Raw genomic sequence first — 23,484 nt, 5'->3', positions numbered from 1 at the left:
CATGATCGAACGCATAGCCGAGTTCTGTATCCGTCGGCGCGCCTGGGTGGCCGGCGGACTCCTGCTCCTCACCCTGGTGCTGAGCTGGTTCGCCCTGCACATCGAGGTCCGCACCGTCTTCGAGGACATGCTGCCGTCGCGTCACGAGTACGTGCAGACCCACGAGAAATTCAAGGACACCTTCGGTGGCTCGAACATGGTCACCATCATGTTCGAGGTGGAGCAGGGTGACATCTTCCAGACCAACGTGCTGGACAAGGTGCGCAGCGTCACCCTGGGCCTGCGCGAAGTGTCGGCGGTCAACCAGTACCAGATCACCTCCCTGGCCTCGAAGAAGCTCAAGGAAGTGCGTGCCTCGACCGCCGGCATCGAAAGCCGTCCGCTGATGTGGCCGGACCTGCCGGCGAACGCCGAGGCGATGGCCGAACTCAAGCAGGCCGTCCTGCGCAACCCGCTGGTCTACGGGCCCTATGTGTCCAAGGACCTGCAGGCCACCCTGGTCACGGTCGACTTCATCGACCAGCAGGTCGACTACACCAAGGTGTTCCACGAGATCCGCGACCTGATCGCCAAGGTCGACGACGGCAGTGTGAAGATCCGTGTGGTGGGCGACCCCATCCTCTATGGCTGGGTAGGCCACTATCTGCCGGAGACCATCCAGTTGGTCGCCGCAGCCCTGCTGGTGACCCTGGTGATGCTCTTCGTCCTGCTGCGCACCTGGCGCGGCTTGACCCTGCCGCTGCTGGCGGGACTGGTCAGCGCGCTCTGGGCCCTGGGTATCTGCCGGCTGCTGGACATCAGTTTCGAACCGCTGGTCATAGTGGTCGCCATGCTGATCACCTCACGGGCGGTGTCGCACTCGGTGCAGATCGTCAACCGCTTCGATGACGAGCTTGAGCTGTTGCCGCCCGGCGCCGACACTGCGCGCATCGCCGCCCGGGTCGCCCTGGCCGACCTGTTCCGTCCCGGCATGCTGGGGGTGATCGCCGACGCCGCGTGCATGGCGGTGGTGGCCTTGAGTCCGATCCCGATGCTGCAGAAGCTCACCGTGCTGGCGGTGGTCTGGGTGTCGACCCTGACCGTCAGCGCCGTGATTCTCACGCCGGTGATGCTGTCCTTCATCCGCAAGCCCCATGGCGTGGCCCATCCCATCGACTGCTTGCCGATGCTGCGCAAGGTGCTCGACCTGGCGGTGCGGGTCAGCCTGTCACGGGCCCGCTATGGGGTGCTCGGCGCCAGCCTGCTGGTGGTGCTCGGCGCCGGCCTCTACTCGCTGGACCTGAAGATCGGCGACGCCAACCCGGGCTCGCCGATCCTCTGGCCGGAGTCCACCTACAACCGTGACTCCGCGGCGATCAACAGCCGCTTCGAAGGTGTCGACCGGATGTTCGTGGTGATAGGCGACGACGCCCATCCCGGCCTGGTCAAGGGCAACGAGGCGCTGCACGCGATGAACGCCTTCCAGCGTTTCATCGAGGCCCAACCGGAGGTGGGTGGCTCGCTGTCCATCGCCGATGTGCTGCCCCATGTGAACGCCAGCCTGCGCGAAGGCAACCCGCGTTACCTGGAGCTGGGCGACAGCGGCGCGATCAACGGCAGCCTGATGGCCATGCTCGATTCGGTGTCCGAGCCGGGTGACATCTCCCGCTTCGCCGATGACCAGTACGCAAACGGCTCGGTAACCCTGATGTTCCGTGATCGCCAGGGCGAGACCATTCGCACCGCAGTGGCGCGGATCAAGGAATTCATCGCCACCCATCCGCTTGCCGAAGGCCAGTGGCACCTGGCCGGCGGCCTGATCGGCGTGATGGCGGCGGTCAACGAGATCATCCTCTCCAGCCAGATCGAAGCCATCGCCCTGGCCCTGATGGTGCTGGCGGTGCTCTGCACCCTGGTCTACCGCTCCAGCGTCGCCGGCATGCTGTTCATGGTGCCGGTGATCATTTCCAACATGCTGACCTTCGCCTTCATGACCTGGAAGGGCATCGGCATGAACATCAATACGGTGCCGGTGGCGGCCCTCGGCATCGGCCTGGGCGTCGACTACGCCTTCTACATCGCCGACCGCGTGAAGGAAGAAATCGCCGCTGGCCGCAGCGCCGAAGAGGCGATCCGCCTGGCCCTGCACTCCTCGGGCATGGGGGTGATCGTCACCGCCAGCGTGCTGATCGTCAGCACCTTGCTGTGGTGGGTGTCGTCCCTGCGCTTCCAGGCGGAAATGGGCCTGCTGATGGCCATCTGGCTGAGCGTCTCGGCCTTCTCCGCGCTGTTCGTCATGCCGTCGCTGCTCTACGTGTTCCGCCCGCGTTTCATCTTCGGCGAGCGGGGCGAAGTGGCGGCCGCCAGTGTTTCACCGCCCTCGCTCCAGCAGGCCTGAGCCCGGACAACAACAAGAAACTGCCATCACACTCGGGAGACAACATGAATAACAAGCGCATCCCGGCCGCGCGTGCGCGCGTGCCGCTCGACAAGCTCGCCCTGGCGATTTGCCTGGGCGGCCTCGCCATGCCCTCGCTGGCTGACGACAGCCTCAAATTCGACGGTTACCTGCGCGAGGAGCTGTCCTGGAACACCAAGAACTGGGGCGACACGCCCGGTTACGACGACAAGGGCAAGCTGTCGATGGCGCGCAGCACCGCGCGGCTCAACCTGGACTGGCAGGCCACCGACAGTGTCTCGGTGGTGGCCAAGCTGCGCGCAGTGCGCGAGGTCGAGACCGACTTCCTCGAACACCTGGAGGAGATGGGCGCCAACAACCACCGGGAGGCTGACGGTCGCGGTGACATCATGGATCTCTACAACAAGGCCGAGATCCGCGAGTTGTACGTCGACTTCCCGGTGGGCGAGCGCCTCTCCTTCCGCATCGGCAAGCAGCAGCTGGCCTGGGGCGAGACCGACTTCTTCGCCGCCAACGACCTGGTGCACGGTTTCGACTTCACCTGGCGCAACTTCCTCGAACCGGCCAACGAGGAACTGCGCAAGACCAACAACATCATCAAGATGAACATCGATGTGCCGGAACTGGAGGGTGGTCTGGAAGCCTTCGTCCGTCCGGGGCTGGACCGTACGCAAGACATCGGCACTGAACTGGACATCTACGGTGGACGCTGGTCGGGCAACCCCTACGCTGGCGTCGATTTCCGCAATATCGACCCGTACAACTTCGAGAACGACGAAGGGGATTACAAGGATGTCACGGGTGGCCTGCGCTGGAGCGGTCTGTACGGCGACATCAACTACTCCGTTTCCTATCTGAAGACCTTCTACAACTCGCCGATCCTCAACGCTTCGGACAACCTCGCGCTGTTCGGCCTGCCGAACGTGCCGTCCGGCGCCGAGACCCATGGCACCGACCAGACCCGTGGCGTGGCTGGCGAGGTCATCTACCCGATCGTCGACATCTTCGGCTTCACCGCCAGCGGCTACTCCGAAACCGCCGACGCCGTGTTCAGCACCGAGATGGCCTACATCAAGGACGCGCCGTACCAGATCACCCTGGACAACCCGACCATGCTGAGCCAGTTCATCGCTCCCGGTTTCGACGGCTTCACCCGCAAGGACGTGGTCGCGCTGATGCTGCGCATGGACAAGAACATCGCCGCCACCCAGACCTGGCTGGGCACCGAGAAACCGATGTTCTTCTCCGTGCAGCTGTTCGACAAATGGGTGCAGAACTTCGACAAGGATGACGGGCTGCTCTACAGCGTCGGCTGGGGTGGCAAGGTCAAGGAGCACTCGGTGCTGGCGACCACCATTTTCGACCTCAGTTACGACAGCGGGCGCGTCCACCCGCAACTGGTGCTGGGCGCCGACCTCAGCAACGGCGGCGGTTTCGCCATTCCCTCTGTGACCTTCGAGCTGTCCAGCAAGTGGCGCTGGAAGGTCGAGTACGACGCCTTCTGGGACGACGCCCACCGCGACGCCTCGAAGTGCGTTCCCGGACAGATGAACAACTGCGACAGCACCACCCTGTTCGGCGTTTTCCACGACCGCGACCAGGTCTACACCAGCCTGACCTACCTGTTCTGACCCCCAACCGGAGACCTCACCATGAGCGCATCCCGTTTCGCCCCGCGGCTCACCCTGGCCGCCAGCCTCATTGCCGCCTGCAGCGTCTCGTTCCCGGCATTCGCGGCAGAACTGCCAGCCGGCACCGTTATTTCCGCGGACAACATCGACAAGATCAGGAACGACACCTTCGAGGGGCACAGCATCGCCAGCCTGCTGACCGAGAAGATGGAATGGCGTATCCGCAACAGCGGCTGGAAGCTGCCGCTGGCCAAGTCCCAGCAGGTCACGCTGGACCCGCGCTGGGTCAAGGCCTCCCAGGCCAACGAGGGCAAGACCTCGATCAACAAGGAAGCCTGCCGCATCGAAGGCTGGGGGGCCGGCGCGCCGTTCCCGAACATCGACGAGAAGGACCCGCAGGCCGCGGAGAAGATCGTCTGGAACTTCCACCTCGGCCAACTGGTGGGCGACGTGTCCCAGGTGCCCAACTTCACCCAGGTGCTGATCGACGGCAAGCGCGGTGTCCACGCCGAGCCCGTAGCCGAGTTCACCCGCTACACGATGAAGGGCCGCCTGACCGGCGACAGCGCGGTGGAAGGCGACGGCAGTGAGCGTGGCCGCCAACTGCTGTATTTCAAGTCGCCGTCCGACATGAAAGGGCTCGGCACCTACACCGTCATGTACGACGCCGAGAAGGTCAACGACGTGTGGGCCTACGTCCCTGCTGTACGCCGGGTACGCCGGTTGTCCGGCGGGGCCTGGATGGACCCGGTCGGTTCCTCCGACCAGCTGCAGGACGATCTCGAAGGCTTCAATGCCCGGCCCTGCTGGTATCCGGAGTACAAGCTGGTCGGCAAGCGCTGGGTACTGGCGGCGGCCAACGCCAAGTCGGACCTCTGGAACACCAAGGGGGCGAGCTTCGAGGAGAAGTACCCGGCGATGGAAAACCAGCCGCCGTACTGGAACATCAACAACGACCGCTACGAGCCCCGTGAGGTCTACGTGGTGGAAGCCATCACCCCGGCGACCCACCCCTACAGCAAGAAGGTGCTCTACGTGGAAACCCGCTATCCGCGCATCCACTACGTCGAGGCGTACAACCGCAAAGGCGAGTTCTGGAAGTTCATGGAGTGGCACACCTACTACAACCCGCAAGGCGGCGACATGCGTACGGCGGGCAGCGCGGTGATCGACTTCCAGCGCAACCACGCGACGGTGTCGCTGATCGACAGCAGCACCTGGAAGACCAACTTCGACGCCAAGGCCAGCGATTTCTCCCTGCAGGCCCTGCAGAAGGCCGGCCGCTGAGGACCAGCGCGCCCCGTCGGTGAGGCGGGGTCTGGCAAGCATCCGCCGGGGCATCGCGCCCCGGCTACAACAAGACGAATCGGCCAGACACGGTGGGCCTGCACCGGTCATGGCCCAAGGAGCGTTGCAATGTCCAACATGAAAGCCGCGCGCCTGCACGAGATCGGCGGCCGCTTCACCGTTGACGAAGTCCCCGTGCCGGTTCCCGGCGACCATGATGTGCTGGTCAAGGTCGAATCCAGCGGGATCATTCCCAACCTGAAGAACGTCACCACCCACTTCCCCGAGTGGTATCCCTTCCTGCCGCTGCCGAAACTGCCGGCGATCTTCGGCCTGGACAGCGCCGGCACTGTCGCTGCGGTTGGTGCCAGGGTCCGTGGCTTCGCGCCGGGCGACCGGGTCTACGTCAATCCCGGCGTGGGTTGCGGCCAGTGCCGGTTCTGCAAGCAGGGCGAAGCGCCGCGCTGCGACGCCTACACCTTCCTCGGCTACTTCGGCTTCGGCCCGGGTTCGCAGGAGGTGTTCAGCCAGTATCCCCATGCCGGCTACGCGCAATACATGACCGCGCCGGCCAACAACCTGGTGCGCCTGCCGGCCAATCTCAGCAGTGCCCAGGCGACGCGTCTCGGCTATCTGGGCACCGCTTACTCGGCGATCCGCAAGTCGGCGCTGCGTCCAGGCCAAAGCATTTTGATCCTGGGCGCTTCGGGAACCCTGGGCGTTGGTGCGACGCTGCTGGCGCTGGCTTTCGGCGCCGCCAAGGTTCTGGTGGCGGCCCGTGACCGTGGCGCCCTGGAACGCCTGGAGACGCTCGCGCCGCAACGGGTTATCGGCCTGCCGATCGGCGACCGTCCGGTTTCCGAGCAAGTGCGCGAGCACTGCCCGGAGGGGGTCGACGCGATGCTCGACACCCTTGGCGCGAAAGCGCCCGCGGCGTTGTCCGTCGATGCCCTGCAGGCGGTCGCCCGTGGTGGCCGCATCGTGCAGATCGGCGGTGTGGCCGGCCCTATTCCGATCGATCCACACCCGTTCATGTGTGCCCAGTGGCAGTACATCGGCTCACTCTGGTTCACCACCACGGAGGGCGAGGAGATGGCGCGGATGATCGAGGCCGGCATCCTGGACCTGTCCTGGCTGGAGGAGCGTGCCTATCCGCTGGAGCGGCTCAATGAGGCACTCGAGGACATCCAGTCCCAGGCCAGCGGCTTCGTCAACTTCCACATCGTCCATTCCTGAGACCTGTCGCCAGCGGCGCGTCGAGCGGCTTGCCGACGCGTTGCCGGTGTCTGCCCGGAGGCTCCCGCATGTCCGTCAAACGCATCGTCACCGGCCACGACAGTGCCGGCCGTTCCCGTATCGTCAGTACCGGGCCGTTGCCTGGTACCGAATCCTTCGTTCATTCGCCCGGCTTTTCCGCTGCGGTGGTCTGGCAGACCGGTGCCGCCCCGCGGATAGTCGACGCCGCTGACGCGCCGGCCATGCCGCTGGCTTCGGTAGTGCCCGGGCCAGGTGGCACCAGCGCCATGCTGGTGACCTTCCCGCCGTCCAGCCAGGAGGTCGCGGGCTTCGACCCGCAGGCCGCCGCCGCGGAGCTGTGCGAGCGCCTGCCCGGCCTCGGCGAGCGCTTCGAGGCCAATGCGCCGGGCTTCCATCGCACCGACACCATCGACTATGGCGTGGTGCTCGACGGCGAGATCACCCTCGAACTCGATGATGGCCGCACCAGCCTGTTGCAGCGTGGGGACTTGGTGGTCCAGATGGGAACACGCCATGCCTGGCGTAACGCGGGTAACACTCCGGCGCGCCTGTTGTTCGTGCTGATTGGTGCCGATCGGGTCCATCCGACGGCCTGAACCGGGCAACTCTCGGGGTTTTCCAGCCGCGTCCCGGCTCTGGGACGGGGTTGGATGGCCCGTGCCCGGAAATCGGCCGGGCCGGCTGCCGTCCGTCGATCCGGCAAGGCCCGGGGCATGCTTCTTGCGTCTTTTCACGCGCCAGCGTCGGGCCGTCACAAGTGTTACCGAGAGGGAGAACACGGGTGATGTCGCATTGCCGATGCGCAAAAAAAGCAGAGCCGAACCTCACAACTAGAAATCGGCTCGCATGCCTTGCACAGACAACAGTCTGTTCCACCGTATCTGGAGCAGAGGATTAGCCTTATGGAACATCTCGCTTTTTCAGCCGCGACGCCCCCCGAGGTCGTCCTTTCCCGTTTCGAGGTTTGTCATACCCAGGACCTGGAAGAAGCCCGTCGCTGGGGGGAGCGCATCTTCTGCGCGAACCGCCTGCGCAATCTGGATGCCAAGGGAGCTGTGGATACCCGCATCTACTATCGCCGTCTCGGCGGTATCGGTATCGGCAGGATGAGCTACGGTGGCGACATCACCATCGAGCCGGGCGTGATGGAGTCCTTCGCCCTGATCCAGATGCCGATCCGCGGCCAGGAAATGATCGAGTACGGCAACCATCGGGTGCATTCGACACCGCGTCTCGGCTCGATTCTCAATGCGCACTCGCCGTTCAAGATCCACCACTGCTCAGGTACCGAGAAGCTGATCATTCGCGTCGACCGCAGCCTGCTGGAGCGCCACTGCCAGCAGCATCTCGGCCGCACCTTGCGCAAGGCGATCGAGTTCCAGCCGGAAATGCCCCTCGATACGGTCCGGGGGCAGAGCTGGATGCGTATGGTCGGCTGGATCTACGACTGCCTCTCGGTGGAGGAGGACCTGCCGCCGCTGCTGCGCGCGCAGTACGAAAGCATGCTGGTCAACACCTTGCTCGCCTGCCAGCCGCACACTTACAGCGCCGAACTGTTCGAAGACGAGAAGGCATCCATCGCCCCGGCCTTCGTCAAGCGGGTCGAGCGCTTCATCGAGGAACACGCCCACGAGCCGATCACCATCGTCGAGATGGCCGAGCACGCCGGGGTCAGCAGCCGCTCGCTGTTCACCGGTTTCCGGCGCTTTCGCAATACTTCGCCGATGCTGTACCTGAAGGAAGTCCGGCTGCGCAAGGTGCAGGAAGAGCTGCAGCGGCAGAGCCCAGGCTCCACCACGGTCACCGCGGTGGCCTTCCGCTGGGGCTTCAACCATCTCGGCCATTTCACCACGGACTACAAGCGCCGGTTCGGCGAGAGCCCCTCCGAGACGCTGGCCCGCTGATTTCTCACGGACAGGGATGTCCACCCCCCGCGCACTTTCTGCGCTACCGGGATAAACCACTCGGTCCCGGGAGCGTCAGCCCCGATGCCACTTCCTAGGATGACTCGCAAGCGTGCCGCAGTGCGACGCCATTGTCCTGTCAGCCTTATTGGGAGTGAACCCATGTCCGAGCAGCCCATCATTCGCCGTCGCCAGGTCAGCACCGGCATCAGCGATTCCCGCGTCAACAACGCCAAGACCCAGAGCCAGTACCAGCCCTACAAGGACGCCGCCTGGGGCTTTATCAACCACTGGTATCCAGGGCTCTTCAGCCACGAACTCGCCGAAGACCAGGTGCAGGGCATCCAGATCTGCGGTGTGCCCATCGTCCTGCGCCGGGTCAACGGCAAGGTGTTCGCCCTCAAGGACCAGTGCCTGCACCGTGGCGTGCGCCTGTCGGAGAAGCCGACCTGCTTCACCAAGAGCACCATTTCCTGCTGGTACCACGGTTTCACCTTCGACCTCGAGAGCGGCAAGCTGGTGACCATAGTCGCCAACCCGGACGACAAGCTGATCGGCACCACCGGGATCACCACCTACCCGGTGCACGAGGTCAACGGCATGATCTTCGTCTTCGTCCGCGAGGACGACTTCCCGGACGAGGATGTACCGCCGCTGGCCCACGACCTGCCGTTCCGCTTCCCCGAGCAAAGCGAGCAGTTCCCACATCCGATGTGGCCGGCATCGCCCAGTGTGCTCGACGAAAACGCCGTGGTGCTCGGCATGCACCGCACCGGTTTCGGCAACTGGCGCATCGCCTGCGAGAACGGCTTCGACAATGCGCACATCCTGGTGCACAAGGACAACACCATCGTCCATGCCATGGACTGGGTGCTGCCCCTCGGCCTGCTGCCCACCAGCGACGATTGCATCCAGGCGGTGGAGGATGACAACGGTCCCAAGGGCCTGATGCAGTGGCTGTTCACCGACAAGTGGGCGCCGGTGCTGGAGAACGAGGAACTGGGGCTGAAGGTCGAGGGGGTCAATGGCCGTCCCTACCGGACCTCCGTCGTCCTGCCGGGCGTGCTGATGGTGGAGAACTGGCCGGGCGAGCACCTGACCCAGTACGAGTGGTACGTGCCGATCACCGACGATGTGCACGAGTACTGGGAGGTCATCGTGCGCGTCTGCAACACCGAGGAAGAGCGCACGAAGCACCACTATCGCTACGAGCACGTCTACAAGCCACTGTGCCTGCATGGCTTCAATGACTGCGACATCTACGCCCGCGAGGCGATGCAGAACTTCTACAGCGACGGCACCGGCTGGGACGACGAGCAGCTGGTGGCGACCGACATCTCGCCGATCACCTGGCGCAAGCTGGCCTCGCGCTGGAATCGCGGCATTGCCAAGCCCGGTCGTGGCGTGGCCGGCGCCGTGAAGACCAGCAGCCTGATCTTCAAGCAGACCGCAGACGGCGAGCGGCCTGGTTACAAGACCAAGCAGATCGAGGAGTAACCGGCCAGGCCCGGCGCCACATGCGCCGGGTCGCCCTGCGAGGATTCCGCGATGGACCAACACATCGATGCGCCCAGCCGTTTTGTCACGGTCGAGGGCGTGCGGCTGCACTACCGGGAGGTCGACGGCCCCGACGCCGACCTGCCGGTGATCTTCACCCACGGCGGCGGCCCCGGCAGCACCGCGTGGAGCAATTTCCGGCATAGCGCCGCGGCATTCGCCGCCCGCTTCCGCTGCTATTTTCTCGACTTTCCCCAGTTTGGCCTGTCCGACATGGTGCCCGTCGAAGGGCCGGTGTTCGCCTGGCATGCGCGCAAGCTGCTGGGCTTCATGGATGCTCTCGGCATCCGGCGTGCGCACCTGGTCAACCAGTCGTTCGGCGGCTGCGTGGCGATCCGCTTCGCCGCCGACCACCCGGACAGGGTCGGACGCCTGCTGCTGATCGGCTCGCAGCCGGTGGCGCGTGGCGTGCTGGCGCCGCTGCCGCTGTTCAGCAAGCACGCCGCGACGTTGATGAGCGACTACTACCTGGCCGGCGAGGGGCCGACCCTGGAGAAGATGCGCGCGCTGATCCGACGCTACGAGCTGCATGACGATACCGCGCTCGACGAGGAATCCGCACGCCTGCGCTTCGAGGCCAGCGCCAATCCGGCCTATAGGGAACTGCTCGGGCGGCCCGGAGCGTTTGGCGAATGGGAAAACCTGATGGGCGAGTTCGCCCGCGTCGTGGCGCCAACCCTGATCCTCTGGGGCTTGCATGACTGGTTCGGCGGCATCGACGTGCCGATGCTGATGGTCAATCAGTTCGCCGATGCCCGCCTGCACATCCTGGGCAATGCCGCCCACCACCTGCAGAGCGAGCGCCCGGAGGAGTTCAACGGCGTCGCCCTGACCTTTCTTGGAGGCTATGCATGAGTAGTGCGTTGCATTACCTGGAACTCTGCGAGCTGTCGCAGCTGATCCGCAGTCGCAAGCTGTCGCCGGTGGAAGTGACGCAGGCCCAGCTGGCGCGGATCGAACAACTCGATCCGCAGTTGCACGCCTATGCCCGGGTCACGCCCGAGCTGGCCCTGGCGCAGGCCCGCGAGGCCGAGCAGGAGCTCGCGCGAGGCGTTTGCCGCAGTCCGCTGCACGGCATTCCGCTGGCGGTGAAGGACCTGTTGTGGACGTCCGATGTCCCGACCGCCGCCGGCATGCCGATCCATCGTGACTACCTGCCCGCGGAGGACGCCACCGTGGTCGCCCGCCTGCGCGAGGCCGGCACGGTTATGCTCGGCAAGCTGCAGATGACCGAAGGCGCCTTCGCGATCCACCATCCGAGCATTCCCGATCCACTCAACCCCTGGGGAGCCGGGCACTGGGCCGGCGCATCGTCGAGCGGCAGCGGTGTGGCGGTAGCTGCCGGCCTCAGCTATGCCTCGGTGGGCAGCGACACCGGCGGTTCGATCCGTTTCCCCGCCACCGCCAACGGCCTGACAGGCCTCAAACCGACCTGGGGGCGGGTCAGCCGCCACGGCTGCTTCGAGCTGGCCGCCAGCCTCGATCACATCGGGCCGATCACCCGCAGCGCCCGTGATGCCCTGTTCCTGCTGTCGACCATCGCCGGTCACGATCCGAAGGACCCCACCTCGTTGCCCAGCGTCTGTCTCGAAGTGCCGGGGATCGAAGAGTCGTTCCGTGGCCTGCGGGTGGGCATAGACGAAGAGTGGATCAGCCAGGGCGTGGACCCGCTGATCCGGCGTGCGCTGGACACCGTCATGGCGATCATCCTCGACGGTGGCGGCAGCCTGGTGCGCATTCGGATGCCGGACACCCGCGCGGTGAGCGGCAACTGGGAATTGCACTGTGGCGTGCAGACCGCCGTGGCGCACGCCGACACCTACTCGCGGCACGCGGCTGAATACGGCCCGGCGCTGAGCCGACTGATCGAGGGCGGGCGGGAGTTATCCGCGATGGACTACCAGCGTGTGCTGCTGGAGGCTCAGCGGTTCACCGGGGCGCTGGAAAGCGTGCTCGGCGAGGTCGATCTCCTGCTCGCACCGGTGCAGCCCTATGCGGCGCCCACCCATGGACAGCTCGCCAGCCTGGCCGGCGATCCGGAAGCCAATCGGATGCTGATCCAGTTCACCGCGCCATTCAACGTCAGCGGGCATCCCTGCATCAGCCTGCCCTGCGGGCTGACCGGGGAGGGACTGCCGATCGGCTGCCAGTTCATCGCCGGCAAGGGCGCCGAAGCGCTGCTTTGCCGCGCAGGAATGGCGTTGCAGAAGGTCACTGACTGGCACCGCCTGCATCCGCCCGGACTTTGAGTCAGCTCCTTTGGATTGCCCGTACCTCTGGTGCGGGCTTTTTTTTTGCGCGTCCGCCGGCGGCTCAGAGGCTCAGGCCGCATGGGTTTCGCTCCGCTCGCGGAACGCCGCCCGACCCATCCTACGAACTGGAGCCCAAGCCGAGCGTCCTTTCTTACTTTCAGGCTGGTTTGGGCTTCAGGATGGCTTGGCCGTTGCCGGCGCGAGTCACCCCTCTCCTCTTCAGGGAGAGGGGCCGGGGGAGAGGGAAGCGTCTGGCAGCGCGGAGCCAGGAAAAGACCCTCACACAAACTTGCCAACCCAGTGCGAACACGCTTTCCCCACAATTCCGCATACAACCTTTGGGGGAGGCCTCACGGATTGCCTGAGGAATATGCGCTCCCGGGATAAGCCCCACCGCCATGGGAGCGCGGCTGGGGGAGGGGATTCCTAAGATCGGGCCATGTTCAGCCCAGCCGGCAGGTCCGCTGGGATTCGACGCCTGTACGGAGCCAACTTTCATGAACGACATCCTGCATCAAGTCACCTTCAACTTTGCCGACGGCGTCAGCCGCAGTCTCAGCGTCGCTGGCAATACCAGCATTCTCGACGCCGCTCTCGAAGCGGAAATTCCCCTGCTGTACCAGTGCCGTTCGGGCAGTTGCTCGAGCTGCATCGCCCAGCTGTCCGGGGGCGAAGCGCATACCCGCTCCGGTGCCAGTTCGACCCTGCTGGCCAGCGAGTACGCGGCCGGACAGCGCCTGTTGTGCCTGTGCCAGGCGCAGTCCGATTGCACCTTCGAGCTGGGTTACGGCAGTGAGGTCGGGTCCAGCGTCGCCCGGCCGGTGCACGTATTCGTCGACTCAGTGGAGCGCATCGCCAGCAACGTAATGCGTCTGACCGTGGAACTGGCTGACGGTGACACGCTGGACTTCCGTCCGGGCCAGTTCATGCAGATCGAAGTGCCAGGGTACGGCGCGGTACGCAGCTACTCGCCGTCGAGCACGGCCACTGACCTGCCCAGGCTGGAGTTTCTCATCCGCCTGCTGCCCGGCGGGGCGATGTCCAGTTTCCTGGAAGAGAAAGCCGCGGCCGAAGATGTGCTGACGCTCTCCGGCCCTTATGGCGCCTTCTTCCTGCGTGAGGAAAAGCGCCGCGTGCCGCACATCTTCGTCGCTGGCGGCACTGGGCTGGCGCCGATCCTGTCGATGATCGACGCCCTGCGTCAGGGTGGCGGACGCAAGCCTCCGATGCTGCTGAGCTTCGGATGCGCAAACCCGGATGCCTTGTTCTGTCTCGACGAGATCGAGTTGCGCCAGCAATGGCTACCGAGTCTGGAGGCCCGTATCTGCGTGGACCGCGAGCCGCGCGAAGGGCTCCACCATGGCAGCCCGGTGAGCGCCCTGCGGGAAGGGGATGTGACCCCGGACACAGTCGCGTACCTGTGCGGTCCGCAACCGATGATCGATGCCGCCACCGCGCGCCTGATCGAGCTTGGGGTCGACCCCGGCAACATCTTCGCCGAACAGTTCGTCGCCAGTAACTAAGGAACTCTCCATGCAACCGACCACCCCAATGCCGTTTTCCGCGGAGCAGATGAAATGGTACGAACAGGCCTGCGCGAAGATCGATCCCAAGCGCCTCCAGCACCTGCTCTACGCCATCACCGATATTCACAGCCCGACTGGTGCTGCCCGCGCGGCCAGTGAGTACATGGCCGCCCATCTGCGACAAATCGGCATGGCCGCGCGCTATCAGCCCATGAATTTCACCAGCGGTAACGTGCTGGGCGAGCTGCGCGGTAGTGGTGGTGGTGCCAGCGTGCTGCTTTATGCGCCGATCGATACCCATCTGGAATGCGATGAAGCCGAGAAGCTGCTCACCGGCGAAGCCACCGAGGCGGATATGCAGACCTCGGCGCAGATGATGGACGACTGGGTGTTCGGCCTGGGGGCTTCGAATCCCAAGGGCATGCTCGCCACGCTCACCGAAGTGGCCACCGCGCTTATCGAGGCCGAGGTCCCGCTGATCGGCGACCTGCTGGTGGGCGCGGCCGACGGCGGTATGCCGGTGGATGTCTCCGCTCGCCAGCAGTCCGGCATGTCCAACGGCGTGGTGCATTTGCTCAGCCGTGGTGCCGCGCCGGATTTCGCCATCGTCATGAAGCCCTGGAACTGGGTCTACCACGAAGAGCCGGGCATGGGCTGGTTCAAGCTGCGCGTGCACGGCACCCTCGGTTACGCGGGCGTGCCGCGTGGCACGCCGGGCTTCCGCAGCTCGGTGGTGCCGGCCGCCACGGTGATCCAGGAGCTGGAGCAGTGGATCATCGATTATGCCGAGCGCAATACCTCCGGGGTGGTCAAGCCGCATGGCTGGATTGCCGGGGTCCGCGCCGGCGATCCGGAGCGCCCGGCCTTCCCCGGAGCACTGACCGAAATTTTCTTCGATGTACGGATCAACCCCCGCACCTCCCCCGGCGAGGTCAAGGCACAGTTCGCCGAGTTCGTCCGCCAGCTACAGGCGCAGCGTCCGGAGCTGGTGCTGGACTGGGAAATGTACGGTTCGGTGCCTGGCGGCACCACGGACCCGCAGAACTGGATCGTGCAATCCTGCAAGCGGGGCTGGGAGCATATCGAGAGGCGCCCGCACGGCGTTCCCGACCTGCTGGGCGGGCAGACCGACGGTGCAGCCCTGCGCCGCTTCGGCGTGCCGACTGCGAGGATCGGCTGGCCCTGGCCGGCGCAGGGCGCGCCACTGCCGGTCGCCGAGGGGCTGGGCGGGATGGGCGCGACCTACATCCCCGACCTGATCCCTTGTGCGAAGAAGATCATGTACGCACTGATCGACACCCTGACCCGGCCGCGCCGTGAGCTTGGCCTTTGAGACGCAAAAGAGGTGGTCGATGCGCGCTCCCTTGCGACTCCTGACTCGCGAAGAGCAGGACCTGCTCGTTGGCCACGGCCTGCCCGATTGGAATGACGTGCCAGGCTTCGCCCGGTGCTTATGTGACCTGTTCCTGGATCGCATCGTGGGCAGCGAGCGGCCACGGAATCCGGTAACGGCGCACGACCCCAATGGAGATTGATGAATGCAAACGGACTTTCAATTGCGCGACAAGGTGATTCTCGTCACGGGCGGCGGCAGTGGCATCGGTCGTGAGGTATGCCTGGCCCTGGCCCGCTCGGGGAGCCGGGTGGTGCTGGGCAACCGTAGTGCCGCAGCTGGAGAGGCGGTTGTCGAGGAAATTGCCGCAACGGGCGGCGAAGCGCTGTTCCTGAGGACCGACGTGTCCTGCTCCTCCGACTGCGCCGCCTTGGTTTCCCTGGCTCTGGAGCGCTACGGCCGGCTTGATGGCGCTTTCAACAATGCGGGCCTGCAGCATGCGTTCAATGCCTTGCACGAGACCCCGGCCGATGAGCTATCCGAAGTCATCGACGTCAACCTGAAAGGCATGCTGTACATGATGAAATACGAGGCTGCGGCGATGCTGGGCAACGGTGGCAGCATCGTCAACAACGCCTCGATCTTCGGCCTCAAGGGAATGCCTCGGGCGGCTGGCTACATCGCTGCCAAGCACGGCATCGTCGGCGCCACTCGGGCCACCGCGCTGGACTATGCGCAGCGCCGGATCCGGGTCAACGCCATCTGCCCCGGCCCGATCAAGACGCCGAGCTATGACCGTGTCACGGGCTGCGACGACCATCTGTACGACGATGCTGTACCGATGCATCGCATCGGCCAGCCACATGAAGTGAGCGCAGCGGTGCTGTGGTTGCTGTCGGCACAGTCTTCCTACGTGACTGGCGCAACCCTGTCGGTCGACGGCGGAATGTGCGCCGAGTAGGTGCATCGCCCGCCCTGGTGAAGTTGCCCTGCACAGCGCGGAGCGGCCAGGTCGAAACAATATCAATGCCCATGAAAAAAGCCCCTGAAGATCCAGGATCTTCAGGGGCTTTGGGTTTTGGTGGAGCCGGGGGGATTTGAACCCCCGTCCGCCAGCTCTCCGCTTTCGGGACTACATGCTTAGCCAAGTCTACTGAGTTAGCTCTTTGCGGCCCGACTGGCAGGGTGCTCAGAGCGAGCTGTATGAGTTTTAGCCGTTACGTCTACAGCGAACTTGGCGGCGATCCTGTTCTATCTGACAGTCATTTTGGGTTTACAGGCATCCCCTTATGACTGCTGGCAGCCGAAGCCGCCAGAAGGGTTAGGCCGCGAGGGCCGCCCCGTAGTTGTCGTCGTTGGCAACTAATAGTTTGCAGCAGCTGATTTACGAGGTCTGCTACCAGCTCGGCATGCCCCTAGAGTTTTGTTACCGGCGTCGAATCCTAATCGGCCCCAAGAACTGCAGGGTGTACAACGGGGTCTAGTCTACGGCATAAGACGGGGCAGCGTCGACCTCGCTTTTGACCTAACGTCATGGGTGCTTGCGATATGATTGCAGGCTATTGTCAGGAAGACCTTTGCGCTGAGACGTCGCCATGCCGCGTTCCGCCCGAACTCCCTTGCGCCAGTGGATCTGGCGTGCCTTCGTACAGAGTGCCCTGATACCGCTGATTCTGGTCGAATCGGTGCTGATCACGGCTTATCTGCTCACCAACAGCGCAATCCGCGATGCCCAGGTCGATTACCTGCAGCAAAGCGCGCTGGAGGATCTGAGCAGTGCCGTGCTTCGCGAGGGCAAAGTGATCGACATGCGCCTGCAGGGCATCGAAGTGCCTACGCGGCTGTTCCGCGACGCGGTGGGCCGGGCGCTGCAGGACCGGACCTTCAGGCCCGATGAGCTTGAGCGTCAGCGCCATGTGCTGAGTTCCGACGGCGTCTACTACACCCGCAGCGACGACGGCCGCGCCGCGTCCTTCTATGCCAGCAGCACGCCGCTGGAGCGCCAGGACCACGAGAAGGCCCTGCGGCTGTCCCAGGTCGACCCGCTGATGCGCTCCATACGCGAATCCAACCCGCTGGTGGCGGCGGTCTACTTCAACAGCTGGGACAGCTACAACCGCATCTTCCCGTTTTTCATGACGCCCGAGCAGTATCCCCATGACATGGTGATACCCAACTACAACTTCTATTACCTCGCCGACGCCAAGCACAATCCGCAGCGCAAGACGATGTGGACCGATGTCTACCTGGACCCGGCCGGCCTCGGCTGGATGATGTCGGCCATCACCCCGGTCTATCGTGGTGACTTCCTCGAAGGGGTGGTGGGCCTGGATATCACCGTGGGGCAGATGCTCGGCGAGATCGGCAGCCTCAAGGTGCCCTGGCAGGGCTACGCCATGCTGGTGAGCCGCGACCACAGCATCATGGCACTGCCGGAGGCGGGGGAACGTGATTTCGGCCTGCGCGAGCTGACGCGCTTCTCCTACGACGAGGCGGTGCGCCGCGAGGTGCTCAAGCCCGAGGACTTCAACCTGGCCCGCCACCGCGAGATGCAGCCGCTGCTGGAGGCCATGGCCGCGGGCAAGGGTAATGTGCAGGAAGTGGAGCTCGGCGGGCGCAAGCAGCTGGTGGCCTGGAGCGAGATCCCGCAGACCGGCTGGCGGCTGATGATGGTGGTGGACGAGGCCAATATCTTCAAGGAAACCAACCGTCTCGCCTCGCGCTACCAGCAGATCGGTTATCTGCTGATCGCTGGTCTGGGCTTCTTCTATGCACTGTTCTTCGCCTGGATGTGGTCCCGCTCGCGGCGTCTCAGCGGCGAGCTGGCCACGCCCATGGCCGGCATCATGGGCATGATGAAACGCATCGGCCAGGGCGACTTCCGCCCGCCGGCACCGAGCAGCCGCATCGCCGAACTCCAGGCCCTGGCCGAGGCGGTGCAGCTCAGCGGCGCGCAATTGCAGGCCAGTGAGGAAGAGCGCCTGGAAGCCCGGCGCAATCTCGACCTGGTGCTGGAAAGCACCACGGAAAGCCTCTGGGAAGTCGATGCCATCACCCTGTCGATCAAGATGAGCGGGCGCTTCGTCAAACGCTTCGGGCTGCGCAGCGACAACATCACCTTCTCCGAATTCATCGAGCGCGTGCACCCGGACGACGTGGAGCGCGTGCGCCGCCTGCGCATGCTGTTCTCGGTCAGCGACCAGGACAATTTCGACGCCGAGTATCGCTTCGCCGATGTCGAAGGTCGTTACGCCTGGCTGCTCAGCCGCGGCAAGGTGCTGGAGCGCGACTCCGACGGGCGCGCCCTGCGGGTGGCCGGTACCCATGTGGATATCACCCGGCTCAAGCAGGTGGAAGAAGAGCTGCGCGTCGCCAGCCGCGAGGCCCAGGCAGCGAGCCAGGCCAAGAGCCGCTTCCTCTCCAGCATGAGCCACGAACTGCGCACGCCGCTCAACGCGATCAACGGCTTCGCCCAGCTGATCGCCCTGGAGGCTGAAGGGCAGGAAGAGCGCAAGGTGGAGGGCGATTACGCCCAGGAGATCGTCAACGCCAGCCGCCACCTTACCTCGCTGGTGGACGACATCCTCGACCTGTCGAGCATCGAGAACCGCCGTCAGAAGTTGCAGCTCAAGCCTGTGGATATCGGCCCGCTGCTGGCCAGCTGCGGTGAACTGATCCAGCCGGAACTGCAGGCGCGCCAATTGCAGCTGCAGCAGATGCCGCCACCGTCGCCGCCGTTGCTGGTGATGGCCGACGCCCGACGCCTGCGCCAGGTGGTCCTGAACCTTCTGTCCAACGCGGTGAAGTACAACAGTCCGCAAGGCATGGTCAGCATGGGGTACGAGGTGCGGCCTGCCGCGGTGCGGCTCTGGGTGGCCGATAGCGGCCCGGGCCTCAGTCGGGAGCAGCAGGCCATGCTGTTCCAGCCCTTCCAGCGCCTGGGCCGGGAGAATTCCACCATTCCCGGCACCGGTATCGGCCTGGTGCTATGCCGCGAACTGGCGGAACTGATGGGCGGCGAGATGGGCTTCAGCAGTGCGCCGGATATCGGTAGCCGCTTCTGGATCGACTTGCCCAGCGTCACCGTGTCCGAGGACTTCGAGCCGCCCAAGCCGGTCAAACCCGAGACGGAGGAGCCGCCGGCATTGCCCAAGGTGCTCTGCGTGGAGGATCACCCGGCCTGCCTGAAGGTCCTGCAGGAAGGTCTGCGCGAAATGGCCGAGGTGCGGGGTGCTGGGTCGGTGGGGAAGGCGCTGGGACTGCTGGCGGACATCACCCCCGCGCTGCTGTTGCTGGATCTTGACCTGCCTGACGGCGACGGCCTGGATGTGCTCGATTTCGTGCGCTCCAGCCCGCGCCTGGCGATGATGCCAGTGCTGGTGGTGAGCGCCGCGGTGGACGAAAAACTCCTCGCCGAGGCGCGTCGGCGCGGGGCCGACGCTTGCCTGAGCAAACCGGTGGACCTCAAACAGGTCCGCCGGATGGCACTCTCATTGCTCGGCCAGGAAGCCTGACCAGGTCCAGGGAATTACTCGCTGGACTGCAGCAGGCCCAGGGCTTCGCCCAGCACTTTCTCGGACTCGGCATGGTCACCCGAATTGTGAAGCTCCTCGCCTTCGGCGCGGAGTTTCTTCACCTGCTCGAGTACGGCGGGGTCGGCGGGTGGATCGGTCTTCAGGATCTGGTCGATCTTCGCCATGTCCGCTGGACAGTGCGAGGCGAGAAGCGGAGCGCTGAGCAGGGCGGCGGCTAGGAAAACGGCAATTCGGCGCATGTGAGACCTCCTTTTCGGATTGACCGTTGAGCAGTATAGGAAAGCTACAGCCTTGTGCCGGATTGGACGGGACCCGGGGAACGGGGCCGCGTCGCGGCCCTTCGCGAATGAGTTCGCTCCCACAGGTACTTCCCCGGGATTGGTCGGTCAGCGGGCGAGGTGCATCAGGTGGATTCGCCGCTACCGCCTTCGGTACCGGGTTGTTGCAGGCGCTGCAGGGCCAGCGAGCTGGCGTTGATGCAGCCTTCGGTGTCGCCAGCCTGCTGGGCCTGTTCGGCTTTCATGCGCAGGTCCTGGACTTCTTGCTTGATCGGGTCACTGATGGTGGTGTTAGTGGCCAAGGCATCGTTGAGTTTCTGCAGGTTGACCGTGCACAGGTCGTCGGCAGCGAACACGGGCGAGGCCAGCAGGGCGGCGGTGAACAACAGCGCAGTACGTTTCATGAGGGTGTCTCCTCTCGATTTCTTCGGCACTCGGGGCCTTTGCGTCCGAGACGGATAAGCCAGGGCCTTTGGCCGGGCTTATGGGGGTGGACTGCCCTGTCGAGAGGGGGGTTCAGGTTTTTTGCCCAGTGGTGGCAAGTGCCTGTGGGGGTGAATTCATTCGCGAAGGGGCGCGCAGCGCCCCCGTTGGACTCTTCGGCCGGACCTGTCGGTCCGGTCAGCGAATGAATTCGCCCCCACAATGCTGTGCCCCAGACTGTGGGCTAGATCCCGGCCCTGGGCCGGGTGACGCGGTCCACCAGGTAGACCAGCCCGTGATAGTCGATGCCGCCGTGCTGGGAAAGGCCGATCTCGCAGGTTCGGCTGGTGGAGACGCCTTCCTCGCAATATTGCACCGCGTCCTTCAGCGAGCGCAGCGAGTGGGCGTTCAGCTCCGGAGTGGTGAAACCCTTGTCGCCGGCGAAGCCGCAGCAGTGGATGCCTTCCGGGATCACCACCTCGCGGGTGCAGCGCCGGACTATATCGATCAGCCCCTGGGCTTCGCCCAGGTGCTGGGTGCTGCAGGTGACATGGATGGCCACGGCTTTGTCCTGGGGCGTGAACTCCAGGCGTTCCAGCAGGTGGCTGCGGATGAAGCGCACCGGGTCGAACAATTGCAGGCGCTCATCCAGTCCGTCCTGCACCAGGCGCAGGGTACAGGGGCTGGTGTCGCAGTAGATGGGGTCGAGGCCGCCGCGGCTGGCGGCAAGCAGGGCACCCACCAATTCCCGCCGCTTGCTTTCGGCCTGCTCGGCATAGCCCTTGGAGGCGAATGGCTGGCCGCAGCAGAGACTGTCCAGCTTCTCCGGAAACACTACCTGGTAACCGGCCTTTTCCAGCAGCATGCGGGTCTTGTCGATCAGCGGCACCTGCTCGCGGTCACCCGCGGCCGGGCCCATGGCGCGGGACACGCAGGCGGCGAGGTAGACCACGCGCGGACGGTTGTCGTCGGTCGGCGGAATGAAGTGGATGGGCGCCACGGCCTGGGGTAGGGCGGGCGTCCATTGCGGCAGGCGATTGCCGGAGAGCTGGCGCAGGGCGCCGGAGGTTTTCGCCAGCAATGGCGCGCCTAGCAAGCGCCGCGCACCGTTGGCGACTTTCAGGGTTAGGCGCGCGCCCTTGAGGGCTGTGGCGAAGTGGCCGGCCAGCCAGTCGGCTCTGCCGGCGTGGTGGGCGTCCTTCGCTCGCAGCTTGCGCACCAGGTCGCCGGTGTTGATGCCCACCGGGCAGCGCTGGGCGCACAGGCCGGTGGCGGCGCAGGTGTCGATGCCCTGGTACTGGTAGGCCTGCTCCAGGTCAGTGGTGTCGATTCCGGCCCTTTGCTTGGCCTGGATATCGCGCCAGATCACGATGCGCTGGCGCGGACTCAGGGTCAGGCCCTTGGAGGGACAGACCGGCTCGCAGAAACCACACTCGATGCACTTGTCGACTATCTCGTCGGCGGCGGGAAGTGGCTTGAGGTGCTTGAGGTGGATGTCGCGGTCTTCGCTGAGGATCACGTCGGGGTTGAGGATGCCGCGCGGGTCCAGCAGGCGCTTGATCCGCCACATCAGCTGGTAGGCGTCGGTGCCCCATTCCAGCTCGACGAAGGGCGCCATATTGCGCCCAGTGCCGTGCTCGGCCTTGAGCGAGCCGCCGAATTCCACCGCCACCAGCTGCGCCACGTCCTGCATGAAGGCGTCGTAGCGGGCCACCTGGTCGGGGCTGTCGAAGCCCTGGGTGAAGACGAAGTGCAGATTGCCCTCGAGGGCATGGCCGAAAATGATCGCCTCGTCGTACTGGTGTTTGTCGAACAGTGCCAGCAGGCGGTTGACGCCCTCGGCCAGCTGCTCGATGGGGAAGGTGACGTCTTCGATGATCACGGTGGTGCCGGTCTGGCGCACGGCGCCGACGGCGGGGAAGGTGTCCTTGCGGATCTTCCACAGGAGGTTGTAGACGACCGGGTCTTCGCTGAAGTCGACCTTCTGCTCCAGGGGGAAGTGGGCGATGGACGCCATGATCTGCCCCAACTGTTCGTGCAGCAGGCCCTGGCTGGCGGCGCGGGATTCGATCAGCAGGGCGCAGGCGTTGGCCGACAGGCCTTTCACCCATTCGGGCATGCCGGGCTTGTTCTCCACCGAGCGCAGGCTGCGGCGGTCCAGCAGTTCCACCGCCGATACCGGCTGGCTCTTCAGCAGGGTGACGGCCTTGCAGCAGCTTTCCACATCGTGGAAGACGATCAGCGCGCTGGCCTTGTGCGGGTGGTCCGGAACCGTGTCATAGGTCACCGCGCCGATGAAACCCAGGGTGCCTTCTGAGCCAACCAGCAGGTGGCTGAGGATATCCAGCGGCTCGTCGTAGTCCACCAGGGCGTTGAGGGACAGTCCGGTGGTGTTCTTCAGGCGGTACTTGTGGCGGATTCTCGCAGCCAGCTCGGTATTGGCGCGCGTCTGCCGGCCCAGTTCGGCCAGTTCTGCCAACAGGGCGCCGTGGCTGTGGCGGAAGGCGGCGACGCTGGCCGGGTCCTCGGTGTCCAGCAGCGTGCCGTCGGCCAGCACCAGGCGCAGGCCGGCGAGTGTGTGGTAGCTGTTCTGTGCGGTGCCGCAGCACATGCCGCTGGCGTTGTTGGCGACTATGCCGCCGATCTTGCAGGCGTTGATCGAGGCCGGGTCGGGGCCGATCTTGCGGCCGAAGGGGGCCAGCCAGGCATTGGCCTGGGCGCCGATCACACCGGGCTGCAGGCGGATCTGGGCGCCGCCCTGGCGGATGTCGCGGCCGTTCCAGTTGTCACCCAGGACCAGCAGCACCGAGTCGCTGATGGCCTGGCCGGAGAGGCTGGTGCCGGCGGCGCGGAAGGTCACCGGCACCAGTTCGGCGTGGGCGGCTTTCAGCAGGGCGATGACTTCGGCTTCGCTCTCCACGCGGATCACCAGCTTTGGAATCAGTCGGTAGAAACTGGCATCGGTGCCGAAGGCCAGGGTGGACAGCGGATCGTCGAAGCGCCGCTCGCGGGGAATGAGGCTCTCGACGGTGTTGAGGAAAGGAATCGGCAGGCTCATGTGGTGTCCCGTCTGTTGTCGCGGGTCGCGGGCGGCCCGCCGGGG

Annotated in this window: 16 protein-coding genes and 1 other RNA gene; 13 read left to right on the top strand and 4 right to left on the bottom strand. The window is 65.1% G+C overall.

Going from position 1 to position 23,484, the window contains the following annotated elements:
* The first annotated feature begins 1 nt into the window (after position 1).
* The 12 genes from E8F12_RS24380 to E8F12_RS24325 all read left to right on the top strand — a co-directional run bounded on the left by E8F12_RS24380 (position 2) and on the right by E8F12_RS24325 (position 16,106).
* Entirely contained in the window at positions 2-2,377 is a 2,376-nt protein-coding gene (locus E8F12_RS24380) for an MMPL family transporter (RefSeq protein ID WP_280327772.1), read from the top strand.
* 44 nt (positions 2,378-2,421) lie between these two features.
* Complete coding sequence (locus E8F12_RS24375; RefSeq protein WP_280327771.1) at positions 2,422-4,029, top strand: DUF1302 family protein; 1,608 nt, start codon at positions 2,422-2,424, stop codon at positions 4,027-4,029.
* Between the two features lie 21 nt (positions 4,030-4,050).
* Positions 4,051-5,316 (top strand): DUF1329 domain-containing protein, encoded by a 1,266-nt coding sequence (locus E8F12_RS24370; RefSeq protein ID WP_280327770.1) that lies wholly within the window; start codon positions 4,051-4,053, stop codon positions 5,314-5,316.
* Between the two features lie 129 nt (positions 5,317-5,445).
* On the top strand, positions 5,446-6,552 hold the full coding sequence (locus tag E8F12_RS24365) for an alcohol dehydrogenase catalytic domain-containing protein (RefSeq protein WP_280327769.1): 1,107 nt from the start codon (positions 5,446-5,448) through the stop codon (positions 6,550-6,552).
* Positions 6,553-6,620: 68 nt separating this feature from the next.
* Complete coding sequence (locus E8F12_RS24360; RefSeq protein WP_280327768.1) at positions 6,621-7,169, top strand: cupin domain-containing protein; 549 nt, start codon at positions 6,621-6,623, stop codon at positions 7,167-7,169.
* 306 nt (positions 7,170-7,475) lie between these two features.
* Positions 7,476-8,477: an AraC family transcriptional regulator gene (locus E8F12_RS24355; protein WP_280327767.1), complete on the top strand. Its 1,002-nt coding sequence runs from the start codon at positions 7,476-7,478 to the stop codon at positions 8,475-8,477.
* A 162-nt stretch (positions 8,478-8,639) separates the two neighbouring features.
* Positions 8,640-9,974 carry a Rieske 2Fe-2S domain-containing protein gene (locus tag E8F12_RS24350; protein ID WP_280327765.1) on the top strand — a complete coding sequence of 445 codons (1,335 nt, stop codon included), beginning with the start codon at positions 8,640-8,642 and terminating at the stop codon, positions 9,972-9,974.
* 51 nt (positions 9,975-10,025) lie between these two features.
* Complete coding sequence (locus E8F12_RS24345) at positions 10,026-10,889, top strand: alpha/beta hydrolase (protein WP_280327764.1); 864 nt, start codon at positions 10,026-10,028, stop codon at positions 10,887-10,889.
* On the top strand, positions 10,886-12,283 hold the full coding sequence (locus E8F12_RS24340; protein ID WP_280327763.1) for an amidase: 1,398 nt from the start codon (positions 10,886-10,888) through the stop codon (positions 12,281-12,283). Before E8F12_RS24345 ends, E8F12_RS24340 begins: the two co-directional genes overlap by 4 nt.
* Before the next feature lie 500 nt (positions 12,284-12,783).
* Positions 12,784-13,809 (top strand): ring-hydroxylating dioxygenase ferredoxin reductase family protein, encoded by a 1,026-nt coding sequence (locus tag E8F12_RS24335; protein ID WP_280327762.1) that lies wholly within the window; start codon positions 12,784-12,786, stop codon positions 13,807-13,809.
* A gap of 10 nt (positions 13,810-13,819) precedes the next feature.
* Positions 13,820-15,145, top strand: a complete 1,326-nt coding sequence (locus E8F12_RS24330) for an acetylornithine deacetylase (protein ID WP_280327761.1) — start codon at positions 13,820-13,822, stop codon at positions 15,143-15,145.
* A 205-nt stretch (positions 15,146-15,350) separates the two neighbouring features.
* A complete protein-coding gene (locus tag E8F12_RS24325; RefSeq protein ID WP_280327760.1) occupies positions 15,351-16,106 on the top strand; it encodes an SDR family NAD(P)-dependent oxidoreductase in 756 nt (251 codons plus the stop codon).
* A 118-nt stretch (positions 16,107-16,224) separates the two neighbouring features.
* On the opposite strand, the gene ssrA is transcribed toward E8F12_RS24325, so the two are convergent.
* Positions 16,225-16,599, bottom strand: a transfer-messenger RNA (tmRNA) gene (gene ssrA, locus E8F12_RS24320).
* A 141-nt stretch (positions 16,600-16,740) separates the two neighbouring features.
* Between ssrA and E8F12_RS24315 the strand changes: the two genes are divergently transcribed.
* Entirely contained in the window at positions 16,741-19,659 is a 2,919-nt protein-coding gene (locus E8F12_RS24315; protein ID WP_280327759.1) for an ATP-binding protein, read from the top strand.
* A gap of 14 nt (positions 19,660-19,673) precedes the next feature.
* On the opposite strand, the gene E8F12_RS24310 is transcribed toward E8F12_RS24315, so the two are convergent.
* From E8F12_RS24310 to E8F12_RS24300, 3 genes are all read right to left on the bottom strand, one after another.
* Positions 19,674-19,919, bottom strand: a complete 246-nt coding sequence (locus E8F12_RS24310) for a hypothetical protein (RefSeq protein ID WP_280327757.1) — start codon at positions 19,917-19,919, stop codon at positions 19,674-19,676.
* Between the two features lie 164 nt (positions 19,920-20,083).
* Positions 20,084-20,362: a hypothetical protein gene (locus E8F12_RS24305; protein WP_280327756.1), complete on the bottom strand. Its 279-nt coding sequence runs from the start codon at positions 20,360-20,362 to the stop codon at positions 20,084-20,086.
* A 263-nt stretch (positions 20,363-20,625) separates the two neighbouring features.
* Positions 20,626-23,439 carry an FAD-binding and (Fe-S)-binding domain-containing protein gene (locus E8F12_RS24300; RefSeq protein ID WP_280327755.1) on the bottom strand — a complete coding sequence of 938 codons (2,814 nt, stop codon included), beginning with the start codon at positions 23,437-23,439 and terminating at the stop codon, positions 20,626-20,628.
* Positions 23,440-23,484 lie beyond the last annotated feature (45 nt).

Source organism: Pseudomonas sp. BN102 (assembly GCF_029871245.1).
In the GTDB taxonomy this organism is placed as follows: Bacteria; Pseudomonadota; Gammaproteobacteria; order Pseudomonadales; family Pseudomonadaceae; genus Metapseudomonas.
This window is presented reverse-complemented; position numbering and strand designations above follow the sequence as displayed.